14 protein-coding genes are annotated in these 17,862 nt (G+C 70.3%); 2 read left to right on the forward strand and 12 right to left on the reverse strand.

The annotated features are described in order from the left end of the window. Positions 1 to 43: 43 nt before the first annotated feature. Positions 44 to 916: a hypothetical protein gene (locus ABZ893_RS32765; protein ID WP_361411393.1), complete on the reverse strand. Its 873-nt coding sequence runs from the start codon at positions 914 to 916 to the stop codon at positions 44 to 46. Positions 917 to 1,062: 146 nt separating this feature from the next. Here ABZ893_RS32765 and ABZ893_RS32770 point away from each other — a divergent pair, with 146 nt between their 5' ends. After that, entirely contained in the window at positions 1,063 to 4,200 is a 3,138-nt protein-coding gene (locus ABZ893_RS32770; RefSeq protein ID WP_361411338.1) for a phosphocholine-specific phospholipase C, read from the forward strand. Between the two features lie 61 nt (positions 4,201 to 4,261). Here the strand turns inward: ABZ893_RS32770 and ABZ893_RS32775 are convergent, their stop codons facing one another. The 11 genes from ABZ893_RS32775 to ABZ893_RS32825 form a co-directional block, all read right to left on the reverse strand. After that, on the reverse strand, positions 4,262 to 4,453 hold the full coding sequence (locus ABZ893_RS32775; RefSeq protein WP_361411340.1) for a hypothetical protein: 192 nt from the start codon (positions 4,451 to 4,453) through the stop codon (positions 4,262 to 4,264). 15 nt (positions 4,454 to 4,468) lie between these two features. Then, positions 4,469 to 6,439 (reverse strand): TIGR03960 family B12-binding radical SAM protein, encoded by a 1,971-nt coding sequence (locus tag ABZ893_RS32780; RefSeq protein WP_361411342.1) that lies wholly within the window; start codon positions 6,437 to 6,439, stop codon positions 4,469 to 4,471. Positions 6,440 to 6,501: 62 nt separating this feature from the next. Beyond that, positions 6,502 to 8,013, reverse strand: coding sequence for a CYTH and CHAD domain-containing protein (locus tag ABZ893_RS32785; RefSeq protein WP_361411344.1), 1,512 nt, complete (start codon positions 8,011 to 8,013; stop codon positions 6,502 to 6,504). 53 nt (positions 8,014 to 8,066) lie between these two features. After that, on the reverse strand, positions 8,067 to 9,266 hold the full coding sequence (gene rodA / locus ABZ893_RS32790) for a rod shape-determining protein RodA (RefSeq protein ID WP_361411346.1): 1,200 nt from the start codon (positions 9,264 to 9,266) through the stop codon (positions 8,067 to 8,069). A 5-nt stretch (positions 9,267 to 9,271) separates the two neighbouring features. Beyond that, positions 9,272 to 11,452 carry a penicillin-binding protein 2 gene (gene mrdA / locus ABZ893_RS32795; protein WP_361411348.1) on the reverse strand — a complete coding sequence of 727 codons (2,181 nt, stop codon included), beginning with the start codon at positions 11,450 to 11,452 and terminating at the stop codon, positions 9,272 to 9,274. Between the two features lie 61 nt (positions 11,453 to 11,513). Next, positions 11,514 to 12,188, reverse strand: coding sequence for a rod shape-determining protein MreD (gene mreD / locus ABZ893_RS32800; RefSeq protein WP_361411350.1), 675 nt, complete (start codon positions 12,186 to 12,188; stop codon positions 11,514 to 11,516). A 12-nt stretch (positions 12,189 to 12,200) separates the two neighbouring features. Further along, on the reverse strand, positions 12,201 to 13,145 hold the full coding sequence (mreC, locus tag ABZ893_RS32805) for a rod shape-determining protein MreC (protein ID WP_361411352.1): 945 nt from the start codon (positions 13,143 to 13,145) through the stop codon (positions 12,201 to 12,203). 187 nt (positions 13,146 to 13,332) lie between these two features. Beyond that, a complete protein-coding gene (locus ABZ893_RS32810) occupies positions 13,333 to 14,352 on the reverse strand; it encodes a rod shape-determining protein (RefSeq protein WP_059131610.1) in 1,020 nt (339 codons plus the stop codon). A gap of 327 nt (positions 14,353 to 14,679) precedes the next feature. Next, entirely contained in the window at positions 14,680 to 15,093 is a 414-nt protein-coding gene (gene ndk / locus ABZ893_RS32815; protein ID WP_361411355.1) for a nucleoside-diphosphate kinase, read from the reverse strand. Positions 15,094 to 15,142: 49 nt separating this feature from the next. Beyond that, complete coding sequence (locus tag ABZ893_RS32820) at positions 15,143 to 15,508, reverse strand: DUF4233 domain-containing protein (protein ID WP_361411357.1); 366 nt, start codon at positions 15,506 to 15,508, stop codon at positions 15,143 to 15,145. Positions 15,509 to 15,514: 6 nt separating this feature from the next. Further along, entirely contained in the window at positions 15,515 to 17,026 is a 1,512-nt protein-coding gene (locus tag ABZ893_RS32825) for a folylpolyglutamate synthase/dihydrofolate synthase family protein (protein WP_361411359.1), read from the reverse strand. Between the two features lie 171 nt (positions 17,027 to 17,197). Between ABZ893_RS32825 and ABZ893_RS32830 the strand changes: the two genes are divergently transcribed. Beyond that, positions 17,198 to 17,830: a hypothetical protein gene (locus ABZ893_RS32830; RefSeq protein WP_361411361.1), complete on the forward strand. Its 633-nt coding sequence runs from the start codon at positions 17,198 to 17,200 to the stop codon at positions 17,828 to 17,830. The last annotated feature ends 32 nt before the right edge of the window (positions 17,831 to 17,862 follow it).

Below are 17,862 nucleotides of genomic sequence, written 5' to 3' on the forward strand. Positions count from 1 at the left end.
GGGTGCGGGCGGCGGGCCTTCGGGCTGTCGCTTGCCCAGTGTCCTAATCCTTAATGAATGCGGTCTTCGTGAGTGCGGTCGTACTGCTACCAAGAGTACGTGTCGGAACGGATCCAGGTTCCCGCCGGTCCCTTACCAGCGGTTCGGGTTCCGCTCGCGGGGCGCCGAACAGCGCCCTGCGCACGTCGGCCCTCGCCTGCCGGACGCTCGCGCGCGCCGCCGCGAGGATCTGGCGGGTGGGGCGCCAGAGGGTGTCCCGGACGAAGTGGCCGAGCGGGGTGCACACGGAGCGGTACACCCAGCGCGCCGGGTCGACGAAGATCCACCGAAGAATCCGCCCGAGGAACCGTCCGACGGCCCGCGACACATACCCGGCCACCCGCCACGCGTGCCCGAGCGCGTCACCGATCTCCCGTACGAGGATCAGGAGCGCCCGTCCCACGGGCACGAGGACGGGGCTGAGTACGTAGCGCCAGAGGACGGCCCACGGCCAGACCAACAGCGCCTTGGTCAGCCACACGAGTGCGACGCCGAGCGCCCGCCCGACGACAGCGAGGACGGCGCCAACTCCCTTGCCCAGTACGGCGATTGCCCGGCCGAGCGGGGTGAGGACGTACGTGTACAGCCATTGGGCGGGGACGGCGACGAGGATGCGCAGGACCGGCGCGAGTGCGTAACGCCACAGCCACACCACCGGCACCACGAGAAGCCCGTGCAGCAGCCGGCCCACCCCGCGCGCCAGTGGCACCAGGCACCGCCTCCACACGAAGCGGCCGGCCGCGGCGAGGGCGTCCCAGGCCAGGCGGACCGGCACGACGAGGACCAGGACGACGATGCGTACCGGCACACGGATCGCCGCGACGAGGCAGCCCTCGGACGACGGTTCGCCACCCACGTGGCGTTGCCCCCACTCCATGCCCTCGAAGACGCCGTCGGCCGGGATACGGATCCGCGTCACGGGAACTTCATGCATCCCTCTGGCCACGGCCACTTCTGTCTCGTACTCATAACGGGTCTGGGCCAAACAGGCCCCGTGTGGACGGACGTTGGAGGACACCCCCGATGAGCACGAGCACCGGCTCGCACAGCACCGAGCCGAGACCCGCAGTCTCCCGACGCACCCTGATCGGCGGCGCCGCGGCCGCCGGCGTACTCGCCGCGCTGCCGCTCAGCCTGCGCACCGCACTCGCCGCACCCGGCAGGCCCGGCACCCTCGAAGACATCCAGCACGTCGTCGTGTTCACGCAGGAGAACCGGTCCTTCGACCACTACTTCGGCACGATGCAGGGCGTGCGCGGCTTCGGTGACCGCGCCGCCGTGCGTGGCGTCAACGGCAAGCCGGTCTTCCACCAGCCCGACCCGTCGCGCCCCGAGGGCTGGCTCGCGCCGTTCGCGATGAACGCCGCGCACACCAGCGCGTACCGGCAGGGCGCCGCCGCCTTCGGGTTCGGCGACTCGATGAACGCCCGTAACGACGGGATGGCCGACGGCTATGTCACCCGGCGCGGCAGCGGCTGGCTGGGCCAGGGCTACTACGCGCCCGCCGACATGCCGTTCTACAACGCGCTGGCCTCGGTGTTCACCGTCTGCGACCACTACTACTGCTCGGTCGAGACCAGCACCAACCCCAACCGCGAGCACCTCATGTCCGGCACCAGCGGCGGCACGGTGCGCGACATCGCCGTCGTCGACAACAGCGAGCCCGGCTTCGAGTGGACGACGTACGCGGAGCGCCTCGAAGCCGCCGGGATCTCCTGGAAGACGTACCAGGCGCAGGAGAACTTCGACGACAACGCGCTCGCCTGGTTCAACACGTTCCGCGCCGCGAAGCCGGGTGAGCCGCTGTACGAGCGCGGCATGAAGCGGGCGGGGAACCCGGCGCAGCAGGGCGACCCGTGGGCGATGGGGGACGCGCTCGTCGAGGAGTTCGCCACGGACGTGAAGAACGACGCGCTGCCGCAGGTGTCGTGGCTGATCGCGCCGGCCGCGCTGTCCGAGCACGCGAGCTACGCGCCCCCGCACGGCGAGGATCTGACGGCGCGCCTGCTGTCCGCGCTCGCCGACAACCCCGAGGTCTTCGCCAAGACGGCGTTCATCCTCAACTACGACGAGCACGGCGGTTTCTACGACCACCTGGTGGCGCCCGTCCCGCCGGTCGCCGAGGGGCGCGGCACGTCGACGGTGACGCCGGACGGCGAGGTCGTGGTCCGGGTCAGCAAGGGCTCCTCGTCGTTCTACCGGCCGGTCAACCAGCGTGGCCAGTACCGCGTGAAGGCCGCGGACGGGTCGCTGACCTGGGCGGATTCACTGCCAGACGGCGAGACGAAGGCGGCGGGGCCGTTCCCGCTCGGCCTCGGTATACGCGTACCGATGGTCGTCGTGTCGCCCTGGACGCGTGGCGGCGCGGTGGCGTCGACGGTGTACGACCACACCTCCGTCATCCAGTTCCTGGAGAAGCGCTTCGGGGTGCGCGAGCCCAACATCAGCGCATGGCGACGCGAGATCACCGGCGACCTGACCGACGTGTTCGACTTCTCCGGCAAGAACCCGTCGTGGCCCCAGCTGCCCGACACCGGCGGCAACCGCCAGAAGGTCACCGACACCGGCAAGCTGCCCGCGCCCACCGTGCCGAACCCGCAGCTCCTGCCCGTGCAGCAGCGCGGCAGCCGCACCGCCCGCCCCACCCCGTACGACCTGCGCGTCAAGCCGCGCGTGCGCGGCGGCAAGGTCACGCTCGACCTCGCGAACCACGGCGGTCAGGGCGCCGTCCTCGCCGTGTACCCGGAGCCCGGCAGCGCGCCCCGGCACCACACGCTGAGCCCGAAGGCCGACGCCACCGACGTGTGGACCGCGGGCGACAACGGCTACGACCTGCGCGTCCACGGCCCGAACGGCGCCCTGTGGCACCTGCGCGGCGACGCGGCCGGCACGTACGAGGCGCACCTCGACCTCTCCGACGACGGGCGCGCCGCCAATGTCGAGCTGAGCAACGGTGCCCGGACCGCCCGCACGTTCCTCGTCGGCGACCTCGCGTACGGCGGCGGCACCCGCGAGTTCCGCGTCGCGGCGGGCGCGAGCCGCAACCTCCGGGCCGAGATCCCGGCCGAGGGCTGGTACGACCTGGCGGTCACCGTCCAGGACGAACCCGGCTTCCTGCGCCGGTACGCGGGCCGGGTCCCGGGGAGCCTGGAAGGCGTCACCGACCCGGCCATGGGCCTGCCCGACGCGCTCGGTGTGACGGTCTCCCTCCAGGCCGCGTCCGCCACGATCGACGAGCCGATCCTGGTCCCGGGCAAGGGGGCGCGCGTCCGGGCCCGGTTCGACGCGACGGCCGCCGTGTCCTCGATCGAGGTATACCCGGTGGTGCCCGAGGGGTGGGCGTTGAAGGAGATCTCGGCGCCGCCGGCCTCGCTCGCGGCGGGTGCGTCGGCGACCGCCGAGTGGGAGGTGCAGGTGCCGGACGGACTCTCGGGCACGGCCGCGCACCGCCTCCTCGTCACCGCCCGCGCGCGCTCGGGCGAGCGTTTCGTCCTGGCCGACGGCGAGATCTCGGCCCGCACGGCGCCCTCCATGGCGGGCAACCTGCTGGGCGAGGACTTCGAGTCGGTGGCGGACGCGCTGCAGCCGGTCGCGGGCATACTCGGCTGGACGGCGACGGCCCCGAAGGGCTGGTCCGTGGTGAACGCGCCCGGGATGCCGCAGGGCACTGTCCGCCTCCAGGGCTGGACGTTCCACACGAAGCGGGCCTGGTCCACGGGGGCCCAGGACCGCGGCAACTTCACGCGCGGGCTCGGCATCGTCGCGGTGGCCGACCCGGACGACTGGGACGACACGGGCTCGCCGTCGTCGAAGGGCAAGTTCGACTCGACGCTGTCTTCCCCCGAGGTCGCCATCCCGGCCAACACTTCGAAGCTGTACGTCGCCTTCGACTCCCACTACCGCCAGGAGGCCCCGCAGAAGGCCATGGCCTCGGCCGTCTTCGACACGGGCGAGGAGACCCGCCTCCTCTTCTACAGCTCCGACGCGACGGGCAACGACAACGCGGGCCACGACGCCGAGAACACGACGGTGACCCGCGAACTCCAGGTCCCCGCGAACGCCAGGACGGTCACCCTCAAGTTCCGCATGTACGACGCGGGCAACAACTGGTACTGGGCGATCGACCACGTACGCGTGAACGACAAGCCGATCACGGCGTGACATGAAACGAGGGGCCGGAACACCATCACGGTGTTCCGGCCCCTCGTCCTACGCTGTCGCGCTACCTACGGTCCGTCTGGCCCACGAAATAGCTCACGACGATGACCAGTCCGAGGACACCCAGGCCGAACGCGCCGAGCACCCTCCAGATCCCCTCACCGTCCATCGCGGAGCGCACCGCCCCGACGAGGCCGGCGACCGACATGATCATGCCGAGGACGACGGAGTGTGAGCTGCGGGACGAGTTCGTCATCGATGCCGGACGGCGTCAGTGCGTGTGGCCGCTGGCAGCCGGCGTCGGGCCCGCGTTCTTCACCGTCAGCGGCAGCAGCTTCTTGCCTGTCGGGCCGACCTGGATCTCGGTCTGCATCGCCGGGCACACACCGCAGTCGAAGCAAGGCGTCCAGCGGCAGTCGTCGACCTCGGTCTCGTCGAGGGAGTCCTGCCAGTCCTCCCAGAGCCAGTCCTTGTCGAGGCCCGAGTCCAGGTGGTCCCAGGGGAGGACCTCCTCGTAGGTGCGCTCGCGCGTCGTGTACCAGTCGACGTCGACGCCGAAGTCGGGGAGCGTCTTCTCGGCGCACTGCATCCAGCGGTCGTACGAGAAGTGCTCGCGCCAGCCGTCGAAGCGGCCGCCGTCCTCGTAGACCGCGCGGATGACGGAGCCGATGCGGCGGTCGCCTCGGGAGAGGAGGCCTTCGACGATGCCGGGCTTGCCGTCGTGGTAGCGGAAGCCGATCGAGCGGCCGTACTTCTTGTCGCCGCGGATCTTGTCCCGGAGCTTCTCCAGGCGGGCGTCCGTCTCAGTGGCCGAGAGCTGCGGGGCCCACTGGAACGGGGTGTGGGGCTTGGGGACGAAGCCGCCGATCGACACCGTGCAGCGGATGTCGTTCTGGCCGGAGACCTCGCGGCCCTTCTGGATCACGTTCATCGCCATGTCGGCGATCTGGAGGACGTCGTCGTCGGTCTCGGTGGGCAGGCCGCACATGAAGTACAGCTTCACCTGGCGCCAGCCGTTCCCGTACGCCGTCGCGACGGTCCGGATGAGGTCCTCTTCCGAGACCATCTTGTTGATGACCTTGCGCATCCGCTCGGAGCCGCCCTCGGGGGCGAAGGTGAGGCCGGAGCGGCGGCCGTTGCGCGTGAGCTCGTTCGCCAGGTCGACGTTGAACGCGTCGACGCGGGTCGAGGGAAGCGAGAGGCCGATCTTGTCTTCCTCGTAGCGGTCGGCCAGACCCTTCGCGATGTCACCGATCTCGGTGTGGTCCGCGGAGGAGAGGGAGAGCAGGCCGACTTCTTCGAAGCCGGTGGCCTTGAGGCCCTTCTCGACCATCTCGCCGATGCCGGTGATGCTTCGCTCCCGCACGGGGCGCGTGATCATGCCGGCCTGGCAGAAACGGCAGCCGCGGGTGCAGCCGCGGAAGATCTCGACGGACATCCGCTCGTGGACAGTCTCGGCGAGGGGCACGAGGGGCTGCTTCGGGTACGGCCACTCGTCGAGGTCCATGACGGTGTGCTTGGACACGCGCCACGGCACGCCCGACTTGTTCGGCACGACGCGGCCGATCCGGCCGTCCGGCAGGTACTCGACGTCGTAGAACCCGGGGACGTACACCCCGCCCGTCCTGGCGAGGCGGAACAGGACCTCCTCGCGGCCGCCGGGGCGTCCCTCGGCCTTCCACGCGCGGATGATCTCCGTCATGTCGAGGACGGCCTGCTCGCCGTCACCGATGACGGCGCAGTCGATGAACTCGGCGATCGGCTCGGGGTTGAACGCCGCGTGACCGCCGGCGAGGACGATCGGGTCGTCGATCCCCCGGTCCTTGGCCGCGAGCGGGATGCCGGCGAGGTCGAGCGCCGTCAGCATGTTCGTGTAGCCGAGCTCGGTGGAGAAGGAGAGCCCGAACACGTCGAAGGCCTTGAGCGGGCGGTGCGAGTCCACGGTGAACTGCGGCACCTGGTGCTCGCGCATGAGCGCTTCCATGTCCGGCCAGACGCTGTACGTGCGCTCGGCGAGGACGCCCTCGCGCTCGTTCAGCACCTCGTAGAGGATCATGACGCCCTGGTTGGGCAGCCCGACCTCGTAGGCGTCCGGGTACATGAGCGCCCAGCGGACGTCGCAGCTCTCCCACGGCTTGACCGTGGAGTTGAGCTCGCCGCCGACGTACTGGATCGGCTTCTGCACATGCGGGAGCAAAGCTTCGAGCTGTGGGAAAACCGACTCTGCGGCTTCGGCAGGCATACCCGGGACCTTCGTGAGCTGACTGGGGGCACCCCCGGTCGATGACTGGGGGCGGGTGACTGTCAAGCGTAACGCGACCAGGAGACAGCCTTCGCCCAGAGCGGGGGAAGCTCGTCCTCGGCGGCCGTCGCGCGGGCCTCCTCGCGCCCGTACAGGAGTCCGTACGTGAAGGCGCTCTCGCCCGCCTCGTACGCCTGCGCCGCGAGGTCGTGCAGGGCCTCGCGGGCCATCACGCTGTCCTGGTGCTCGCCGAGCAGGGTCTGGAGCGCTTTCGCGTGCTTGGCGACGGCCTTGGCCGGGTCGCCGAGGGCGGGGACGGCGAGCTCGGCCGCGTACCGGGCGCGTTTGGCGGCCTTGCGGGCCTCGTGGAGGGAGACGTCGCGGTCGGTGCCGGGATCCTTGGCCAGGGCTTCCTCGACGTGCTCGGCGAGCCGCCGGTAGTCGTGCCGGACGGCCTTCGTCAGGGCCTTCTCCGGCTGCTTCTTGCGGAGCGGGGGCGCCTCGACGAGGGCGTCGAGGGTGCCGAGGAGCGTGAGATACCGCCTGCCGTCGAGTACGGCGATCAGGTGGCGGCGGGATCCGGAGCGGCGGGCCCGCGACCAGGTGCGCAGGCGGGTGTGGACGGGGCCGGTGGACAGCTCGCGGGGCAGGGCGTCGAGGTCGGCGGTCAGCCGCTCGGTGAGGACTTCCTGGTCCCGGTCGACGCCCAGCTCGGCGGCGAGCCATTTCAGCTCGACGCCGATGGGGCGGGTGACGGCGCGGTCGAGGATCTTGCGGTACGAGCGCAGGGCGCCGCGCAGCCGGCGGGTGGCGACGCGCATCTGGTGGACGGCGTCGGGCAGGTCGCGCCGGACGGCTGGGTCGAGTTCGACGATCGCGTCGCGCTGGGTCCTGATGTAGGCGAGGACGTGGTCGGCGGGGGTCTCGGGGTCGCCGGGGGCCTGGGGCGGGCGGAGGGCGGTGCCCGTCTCGTCGAGGGCGCGGGCGAGTTTCGAGGGGGCGGCGGAGCGGCTGGCGCCTGCCTTGCGGAGCTTCTTCTCGACCTTGCCGAGGAACGCCGGGTCGCCGTCGTCCGCGAGTTCGACCTCGATCTCGGTCCAGGCCGCGCTGCCGCCGCCGTCGGTGAGCCGCTCGGCGCGTACGCCGTCGACGCTGACCTCGGCGAGCAGGGCGCCGTCGGCGTCGGTGAGCTCGCGGACGTCGCGGGAGGAGCGCAGGCGCATCAGGGGGACGAGGCCGGTCTCGCGCACCCGGGAGCGGACGAGGCCGGTGAGTTCGCGGGGTACGTCGTCGGAGAGGGGGGCGCGGATCTCGTCCCGTACGCCTTCGGCGAGGGAGACGGGGAGTTTGAGGTGCCAGCCCTCGTCGCCGCCGCCGGTGCGGCGGCGCAGGGTGATCGAGGCGGCGGCGAGGCGCTGGTCGAGGGTGTCGTAGTAGACGGCGTCGAGGTCGACGACACCTCGGTCGACGACGGCCTCGACACCACTGACATTGCTGAGATCGGGCAGTACGAAGCTTTCGCCGGCCTCGGGGGCCTCGTACTTCCGCTCGATCTCGCGCTTCGTCTCGGCCATGCCCCGAATCTAGTCGCGATCGGGCATTCAGGGCAGCCCCACTTGGGCCGGTCTTACGCCGACATGGGCTTTTGCACCCGAATCGACTGGAGCAGCCCGACCGCGACCCAGACCGCGAACATGGATGATCCGCCGTAGGACACGAAGGGCAGCGGCAGTCCGGCCACCGGCATGATGCCGAGGGTCATGCCGATGTTCTCGAAGGACTGGAAGGCGAACCAGGCGATGATCCCGGCGGCGACGATCGTGCCGTAGAGCTCGGTCGTCTCGCGGGCGATGCGGCAGGCGCGCCACAGGACGACGCCGAGCAGGAGCAGTATGAGGCCCGCCCCGGCGAAGCCGAGTTCCTCACCGGCGACGGTGAAGACGAAGTCGGTCTGCTGCTCGGGGACGAACTGGCCGGTGGTCTGCGAGCCGTGGAAGAGGCCGGCGCCGGTGAGGCCGCCGGAGCCGATCGCGATGCGGGCCTGGTTGGTGTTGTAGCCGACGCCGGACGGGTCGAGGGCCGGGTTGGCGAAGGCCGCGAAGCGGTCGATCTGGTAGGTGTCGAGGACGCCGAGCTTCCAGACGGCGACGGCGCCGAGGGTGCCGAGGGTGAGGAGTCCGAACACCCAGCGGTTGGAGGCGCCGGAGGCGAGCAGCACCCCGAGGATGACCATGACCATGACCATGACGGAGCCGAGGTCCGGCATGAGCAGCACGATCATGATCGGTACGGCGGCGAGGCCGAGGGACTGCAGGACGGTGCGGTGGTCGGGGTGGACCCGGTCACCGGCGTCGACGCGGGCGGCGAGCAGCATCGCCATGCCCAGGATGATCGTGACCTTGAGGAACTCGGAGGGCTGGAGCGAGAAACCGCCGCCGAGGACGATCCAGTTGCGGTTGCCGTTGATGGTGGCGCCCAGCGGGGTGAGCACCAGCAGCGCGCCGAACAGCGAGACGCCGTAGAGGATCGGCACGGCGGTGCGCAGGGTGCGGTGGCCGAGCCAGATCGTGCCGATCATCAGGGCCATGCCGATGCCGGTGTTCATGAGGTGGCGGAGGAGGAAGTAGTACTGGTCGCCGTGGTTGAGCACGGTGCGTCCGCGGGTCGCCGAGTAGACGAGCGCCGTGCCGATGAGGGACAGGGCGATCGCGGACAGCAGTATCGGCCAGTCGAGGCGGCGCAGCACGGAGTCCCTGGCCATGAGCCGGGACAGGGTGGAGCGCTCGGGTCCGTACCCGGAGACGGAGAAGCTGTTGGTGCCGGCCATGGTCGTCAGTCCCGCCTTCCGGTGACCGGGGCGCCGAAGACCGCGGCCAGTTGCTGCGGGGCGGTCGGATCGGGCGACGGCGGCTTGTAGGGCGTGATGGTGGGCGCGTCGATAGAACCGTCCGGCTGGATCTTCGGGAGGTTCTTCTCGGGCGTGGGCAGCAGGGCCTTCTTCTTGTCGATCGAGCCGTCGTCGGCGACGCCGTACATCGCGTTGTAGATCTTGCGGACGGCCTCACCGGAGGCGCCGGAGCCCGTACCGGCCTGGGAGATCGTCATGATGACCGAGTAGTCCTTGGAGTACGTGGCCAGCCACGACGTGGTCTGCTTGCCGTAGACCTCGGCGGTACCGGTCTTGGCGTGCAACGGGATCTTGTCCTGGGGCCAGCCGCCGAACTTCCAGGCGGCGGTACCGCGGGTGACGACGCCGGCGAGGGCGTCGTCCATGCCCTTGAGGGTCGCCTGGCTGATCGGGAGCTTGGCCTTGACCCGGGGCTTGATCTCCCTGACCGACTTGCCGTCGGCGCTGATGACCGCCTTGCCGATGGTCGGGACGTACTCGGTGCCGCCGTTGGCGAGGGCCCCGTAGATCATGGCCTCCTGGATCGGCGTGAGGAGGGTGTCGCCCTGGCCGATGGAGTAGTTGATCGAGTCGCCCTCGCGCATCTTGTTGCCTTCGAGGCAGTTCTCGTAGGCAATCTTCTCGACGTAAGAGCCGTCCTTCTTGCCGGTCTTGCACCAGCTTTCCTTGTTGGCCTCCCAGAAGGCCTTCTTCCACTGGCGGTCGGGGACGCGGCCCTTGACCTCGTTGGGAAGGTCGATGCCGGTGGTCTTGCCGAGGCCGAACTGGTGGGCGGCCTTGTAGAAGAAGTCCTTGGTGGGCCCCTTCGGGTTGATGCCGCCGTCCTTCTTCCACTCCCGGTCGGCGAGGCCGTAGAACACGGTGTCGCAGGAGACCTCAAGGGCGCGGCCGAGCGAGATGGGGCCGAAGCTCTCCCCCTCGAAGTTCTTGAAGACCTGGCCGCCGACCGAGTAGGAGCTGGTGCAGGGGTAGCCGCCGTCCCACTTGTAGCCGGCTTCGACCGCGGCGGCCGTGGAGATCACCTTGAACGTCGAACCGGGCGCCGACTGCCCCTGGATGGCCCTGTTGAGCAGCGGGTAGTCGGAGTCCTTGCCGGTGAGCTTCTTGTAGTCCTTGCCGGAGATGCCGCCGACCCAGGAGTTCGGGTCGTAGGTCGGGTTGGACGCCATCGCGACGATGCGGCCGGTCTTGGCCTCCATGACGATGACGGCGCCGGAGTCGGCTTTGTAGTTCTCGCCGGTGATCTTGTCGAACTGCGATCGGGCGGCCTTCATCGCCTCGTTCAGCTCGAACTCGGCGACGCCCTGCACGCGCGCGTCGATCGACGTGACGACGTTGGCGCCGGGCTCTGCCTTGTCGCTCTTGGCGCGGCCGATGACGCGGCCGAGGTTGTCGACCTCGTAGCGGGTGACGCCGGCCTTGCCGCGCAGCTCCTTGTCGTAGGTGCGCTCGAGGCCCGAGCGGCCGACCTGGTCGGAGCGCAGGTACGGCGACGAGGTGTTCTTGGCCTTCTCGATCTCGGCGTCGGTGACGGGCGAGAGGTAGCCGAGGACCTGGGCGGTGTTGGAGTCGCCGGGGCCGGCGTAGCGGCGGACGGCCTCGGGTTCGGCGGTGATGCCGGGGAAGTCCTCGGAGCGCTCCCGGATCTGGAGGGCCTGCTTGGGTGTGGCCTCGTCCGTGATCGGGATGGGCTGGTAGGGCGAACCGTTCCAGCAGGGCTGCGGCGTCTTGGCGTCGCAGAGCCGGACCTTCTCGGTGATGTCCTTGGGCTTCATGCCGAGGACGTCGGCGAGCTTGGCGAGTACGGCCTTGCCGTCGTCGTGCATCTTCATCAGGTCGGTGCGGGACGCGGAGACGACGAGGCGGGTCTCGTTGTCGGCGATCGGCACGCCGCGCGCGTCCAGGATCGAGCCGCGCACGGCGGGGGTGACGACCTGCTGGACGTGGTTGCCGGAGGCCTCCTTGGCGTACTCGGCGCCGTTGCGGATCTGGAGGAACCAGAGGCGGCCGCCGAGGGTGAGCAGGAGGGACAGCACCAGGATCTGGAGGACGACGAGCCGGATCTGGACGCGTGGCGTCCGCCCGGTCTCGGGAATGTTGGTCACGCTGTCTCCCCCTCCCAGTACGTGTACGCGCGGTACGGGTACGCGGTCATGTGCGCGCCGGTCACAGTCGCTTGACCCCCTTGATGCGGCCGGCCCGCTGGGAGCGCGCCTTGGCGGCCTTCATGCGCAGTCCGCCCCGCTGGTTGCCGATGCGCAGGCCCGTGCCGGAGGACAGCCAGCCGGCGGTGACGTCGGCGGCCTTGCCCGAGCCGGACGAGGAATCGGCCAGCGGGTCGTTGTCCGCGCGTCTGGCGACGGCGATGATCAGCGGCACGGTGAACGGCGCCAGCAGCAGATCGTAGAGCGCGGCGGTGAACAGCAGGCTGCCGAGGCCCACATGGCGGGCGGCGGTGTCGCCGACGAGGGCGCCCACGAGCCCGTAGAGCAGGGTCGAGCCGACGGCCGCGGCGGCGACCACGACCATCGGGCCCACGGCGGACTTGAGCTGGCCCTTGTCCGGCTTGGCGAGCCCGACGAGGTAGCCGACGACGCACAGCACGAGGGCGTAGCGGCCCGCGGCGTGGTCGGCGGGCGGCGCGAGGTCGGACAGCAGGCCCGCGCCGAACCCGATGAACGCGCCGCCGACATGGCCGTACACGAAGGCGAGGCCGACGACGGTCAGGAGCACGAGGTCCGGCACGGCGCCGGGCAACTGGAGACGGGCGAGTACACACACCTGGAGGACCAGGGCGACGACCACGAGGGTCGTCGAGAGCAGCAACCGGTTGAAGCGCATGAAATCCAGCTCCTACTGCTGTGTGCCGGCGGGGCCCGTCGGCATGTCGGACGGCGTGGCCGTCACGGTCACCGTGGGCGTCGGCTTGGGCTTCTCCGGCTTGGGCGGCAGCACGTCGTCACGCGGATCGTTGCGCGGCGCCTGCACGACCACACCGACGATGTCGAGCTTGGTGAACCCGACGTACGGCTGCACGTAGACCGTGCGGGTCAGGTCGCCGCCGGACGGGTCGACGCGCACGACGCGCCCCACGGGCACCCCCGGCACGAACGGCTTGTCGCCCTGGGAGCCGAAGGTGACCAGACGGTCACCCGCCCTGACCTTGGCCTTGCCGTTGAGGAGCTGGACGCGCAGCGGCCGGTCGCCCTGGCCGGAGGCGAAGCCGAGCTCGTCGGTGCGCTCCATGCGGGTGCCGACGGTGAAGTCGGGGTCGTTGGCGAGCAGGACGGTCGCCGTGTTCGGGCCGACCGTCGTGACGCGGCCGACGAGTCCGTCGCCGTTCAGGACGGTCATGTCCCGCTGGATGCCGTCGTTGGCACCGGCGTCGATGGTGACGGTCCAGGAGAAGCCCTGGGCCGCTCCTATGGCGATGACCTGGGCGCCCTTGATGCCGTACTGGCCGGCGCCGGCCGTCTTCAGCAGGGAGTCGAGCTGGCGGACCTTGCTGCGGTTGCGGTCGTCGCTGCCGAGCTTCGCCTTCAACGCGGCGTTCTCGTGCTCCAGTTCGCTGACGCGGTTGTGCCGCGTACCGGAGTCCTTGACTGCAGCTATGGCGTTGCCGATCGGGTCGACCGCGCCGGCGACGCCTTTCTCCACGGGGCCGAAGACCGCGGCGGCTGCCCGCCGCGCGCCTTCGACCGGCGAGGCCTCTCCCCCACGGATGTCCACCGTGATCAACGCGAACGCGATGGCGATCAGCAGCACCAGGAGCAGCCGGCTCTCTCGTGTGTCCCTCACGTGCGGCGGCCGTGCCTTCCTCAATCGGGATTCAATCGGGATTCATGCGGAAACACTGGAGCCCCAGCGGTCCACGGGGATCGTCGGCGATCCGCGGGCTCTGGGGAATTGTTGTGCTCAAGCCTCTATATCAACGATCCGCCGTACGAAATGGCAGGCACTCGTACGGCGGACGTCGCGCGTCAGGTCATCTGCGGGGCTGGGCGTCCAGCACCTGCTGGAGCGCCTCGAACTCCTCCACGCACTTGCCGGAACCGAGCGCCACGCTGTCGAGGGGGTCCTCGGCGATGTGGATCGGCATCCCGGTCTCGCGGCGCAGCCGCTCGTCGAGGCCGCGCAGCAGGGCGCCGCCGCCGGTGAGCACGATGCCCCGGTCCATGACGTCACCCGAGAGCTCGGGCGGGCACTTGTCGAGCGTCGTCTTCACGGCGTCGACGATCGCGTTGACCGGCTCCTCGATCGCCTTGCGTACTTCGGCGGCCGAGATGACGACGGTCTTCGGAAGTCCGGACACGAGGTCGCGCCCGCGGATTTCGGTGTGTTCGTCGGAGTCGAGGTCGTACGCGGAGCCAATCGTGATCTTGATCTGCTCGGCAGTCCGCTCACCAAGAAGCAGCGAGTACTCCTTCTTGATGTGCTGGATGATCGCGTTGTCCAGCTCGTCCCCGGCTACCCGGATGGACTGTGCTGTGACGATTCCGCCGAGCGAGATCACCGCGACCTCGGTGGTGCCGCCGCCGATGTCGACCACCATGTTGCCCGTGGCCTCGTGGACCGGGAGGCCGGAGCCGATGGCCGCGGCCATGGGCTCCTCGATGATGTGCACCTGGCGGGCACCGGCCTGCGACGAGGCCTCGATGACCGCGCGACGCTCGACACCGGTGATGCCGGAGGGCACGCACACCACAACACGAGGACGAGCGAGGTAGCGCCGCTTGTGGATCTTCAGGATGAAGTAGCGGAGCATACGCTCGGTGATCTCGAAGTCGGCGATCACGCCGTCCTTCAGCGGTCGCACGGCGACGATGTTGCCCGGCGTGCGGCCGATCATCTTCTTGGCTTCGGCGCCGACCGCGAGGATGCCACCGGTGTTGGTGTTGATCGCGACGACGGACGGCTCGTTGAGTACGATCCCGCGTCCCCTGACGTACACCAGCGTGTTGGCGGTCCCGAGGTCGACAGCCATGTCACGGCCGATGAACGACATTGAGTTCCCCATCAGGATTCGTCTGGCCTTCCCAAGTGGAGCGTTTGATGGCTTGTTAGGTAGGCGAGGTGGGTGCGAGTGGCGTGGAGGCTTACATCGTAGTCTCGCCTGCACGAACACGGCGCGAGGGTCTTCGCCATTGTCAGCAGATGATTCCCCGCCCCGCTATTGGGGACGTGCCGACGGGGGGTCACGTTCCCCCAATGGGGGCGCATATGCCAAGGGGCGGCCGAATTTCTCCGGCCGCCCCGTTCGGCGGCATCATCCCGCCGGGTCCCCGTTCCGGACGGGCCCGGGGGAGGTACTGGACGAGCCCGGGGGGACGTACTAGACGAGCCCGGGGAAGAAGATCTTCAGCTCGCGGTCGGCCGACTCCTGCGAGTCCGACGCGTGGATCAGGTTCTCGCGCACGATGGTGCCGAAGTCGCCCCGGATGGAGCCGGGCGCGGCGGCGATCGGGTCGGTCGGACCGGCGAGCGCGCGCACGCCCTCGATGACCCGCTCGCCCTCGACCACGAGCGCGACGACCGGGCCGGACTGCATGAAGCCCATCAGCGGCTCGTAGAAGGGCTTGCCCTTGTGCTCGCCGTAGTGCTGCTCCAGCGTGTCCTGGTCCAGGTTCCGCAGCTCCAGCGCGCTGATCGTCCAGCCGGCCTTGCGCTCGATGCGGCCGATGATCTCGCCGACGAGTCCACGGCGGACGGCGTCGGGCTTGAGAAGGACAAGAGTGCGCTCACTCATGGTGCGGCTCCAAAATCTACGGGGACTGCCCGCACGATACCGGGCACGGCTACGCGGCGTTACCTCCGGCCTCGGCCTCGGCCTCCGCCAGGGCGGCCCACCTGGCCTTCGCCTCGTCGATCTTGCGCCCGAAGTGGATCGACGCCCACCACAGGCCCGCGAAGCAGAGCCCGAGCGGGAACATCATCGGCACGACGAAGCCGCTGGCGACGAGCCCGGCCTGGAGCACCCACCCCAGCTCGATCCCGCCGCGCCGCCCGAGGGCGCCGCACAGCAGCACCGACAGCAGCATGGCGACACCGCACACGCCCCACACGGCTCCGCCCGACAGGCTGTCGTCCTTCATGGCGACGAGCCCGGCGAAACCGATGACGAAGAACTCACCGATCAGGGTCGAAGAACACAGCACACGCACGACGGATCAGCCCTTCCCGAGGAGCAGCCGGGCCTCGCCGACCGTGATCACCGAACCGGTCACGAGCACGCCGCCGCCCGCGAACTCGCCCTCTTCCTCGGCGAGCGTGATGGCGGCCTCCAGCGCGTCGTCGAGGCGCGGCTCGACCTGTACCCGCTCGTCGCCGAAGACCTCGACGGCGATGGCGGCCAGTTCGTCGGCGTCCATGGCGCGGTGGCTGGAGTTCTGCGTGATGACGACCTCGGCGAAGATCGGCTCGAAGGCCTCCAGGACCTCCTTCGCGTCCTTGCCGTCGCTCACGCCCACCACGCCGACGAGACGGCTGAAGTCGAAGACCTCGCTGATCGCCTCGGCGGTGACGCGGGCGCCGGCGGGGTTGTGCGCGGCGTCGATCACCACGGTGGGCGAGCGCCGGACGACTTCGAGCCGGCCGGGCGAGGTGGCGCCGGCGAAGGCCCGGCGGACGGTGTCCAGGTCGAGCTGGCGGGCCTGCTGGGCGCCGATGCCGAAGAAGGCCTCGACGGCGGCCAGCGCGACCGCCGCGTTGTGCGCCTGGTGGGCGCCGTGCAGCGGGAGGAAGATCTGGTCGTACTCGCCGCCGAGCCCACGCAGGGTCAGGAGCTGTCCGCCGACGGCGACCTGACGGGAGACGACGCCGAACTCAAGACCTTCGCGGGCCACCGTCGCGTCCACGTCGACGGCCTTCTTCAGGAGGACCTGCGCGGCGTCGACGGGCTGCTGGGCCATGATCACCGTGGCGCCCTGCTTGATGATCCCGGACTTCTCCGAGGCGATCTCACCGTGCGTGTTGCCGAGCCGGTCCGTGTGGTCGAGGTCGATGGGCGTCACCACGGCCACCGAACCGTCGATCACGTTCGTGGCGTCCCAGGTGCCGCCCATGCCGACCTCGACCACGGCGACGTCCACCGGGGCGTCGGCGAAGGCCGCGTAGGCCATACCGGTGAGCACCTCGAAGAAGGAGAGCCGGAACTCTTCCTTCTGGTCGACCATCTCGACGTACGGGGCGATGTCCCGGTACGTCTCGATGAAGCGCTCGTAGTCGATCGGGGCGCCGTCGAGGCTGATGCGCTCGGTGATCGACTGGACGTGGGGCGAGGTGTACCGCCCGGTCCGCAGCTCGAAGGCGCCGAGCAGCGACTCGATCATGCGGGCCGTGGACGTCTTCCCGTTCGTCCCCGTGATGTGGATCGAGGGGTACGCGCGCTGCGGCTCGCCCAGCACGTCCATCAGGGAGGCGATGCGCGTGACGGACGGCTCCAGCTTCGTCTCGCCCCACCGTCCGGCGAGCTCGGTCTCGACGTCGCGCAGGGCCTTGGCCACCTCGGGGTCCTGCGGCCGCGCCGGCACACCGTCCCCCTGCGGAGCACCCCCCTGCGTGCGGAGGGTACGGCTGCCGGCCTCGATCACCGCAAGATCGGGGTCGCGCTCGGTCTCGGCGTCCACGATGTCGTCGAAGCCGTCGGATGCGTCGCTGTCGCGCGGGGGGAGCTCACTCACGTCAGCCAGTCTACGGAGAACCACCGACAGGACCCGGCCCGCACCCCACCCGTTCCGTACCACCCCGGCGTGAGTCCCGCCACGCCCGGGATGTGACCCGAACCGGGGACGCCGCAGGGCCCCCCGGCGCGGTGCGCCCCCACCCCCGTACGGCCGCGGTCCAATCGGACCATGTGGTACGCACACAACCCCGCCCGCCGCGCGCGGCAACTCCTCGGCGACGGCGCCGCCCTGCTGTGGACGGCGCTGTGGGCCGCGGCGGCGTGGGCCGCGCACCGGCTGATGCAGCCGGTGCCCCGGCCGGCCCCGCACCGCCCCCGCCTCCCTCTCCTCGGCAGCTCGGTGGACGGCGCGCTGCGGGGCGTGGCCCGGGCGAGCGACCGGATCGTGAGCGCGGCGCCGGCCGAACAGGCCCCGGCGGCGGCGGAGGCGTTCGCGATCCTGGGCGCGGTGGCGGTCTTCGTGGTCCCGGTGGGCCTGATGCTCACGGTCTGGCTGCCGCGCCGCCTGCGCTGGACCCGTCAGGCGGCCGCGGCGCAGGAGCTGGCGGCCACGGAAGACGGGCGGGAACTCCTGGCACTGAGGGCGCTGTTGCGGCCCCTGGACGAACTGGCGGCGACGGCGGCGACGCTCCCCCACATCCCCGAGCCGTCCCCGCCCTGCGAGCTGGACCTGGACCTCGACCTCGACGGGCCGCCCGACCCGGGCCCCGGCTCCCTCGCGAAGGGCTGGCGCGAGGCGGACCCGCTGGTCCTGGACGCCCTCGCCGGCACGGAACTCCAGCGGCTGGGGCTACGGGCGTAAGAGGTACGGGTGCCCCTGAGCAGCTGGGCGCA

Source organism: Streptomyces sp. NPDC046821 (assembly GCF_040645335.1).
In the GTDB taxonomy this organism is placed as follows: Bacteria; Actinomycetota; Actinomycetes; order Streptomycetales; family Streptomycetaceae; genus Streptomyces.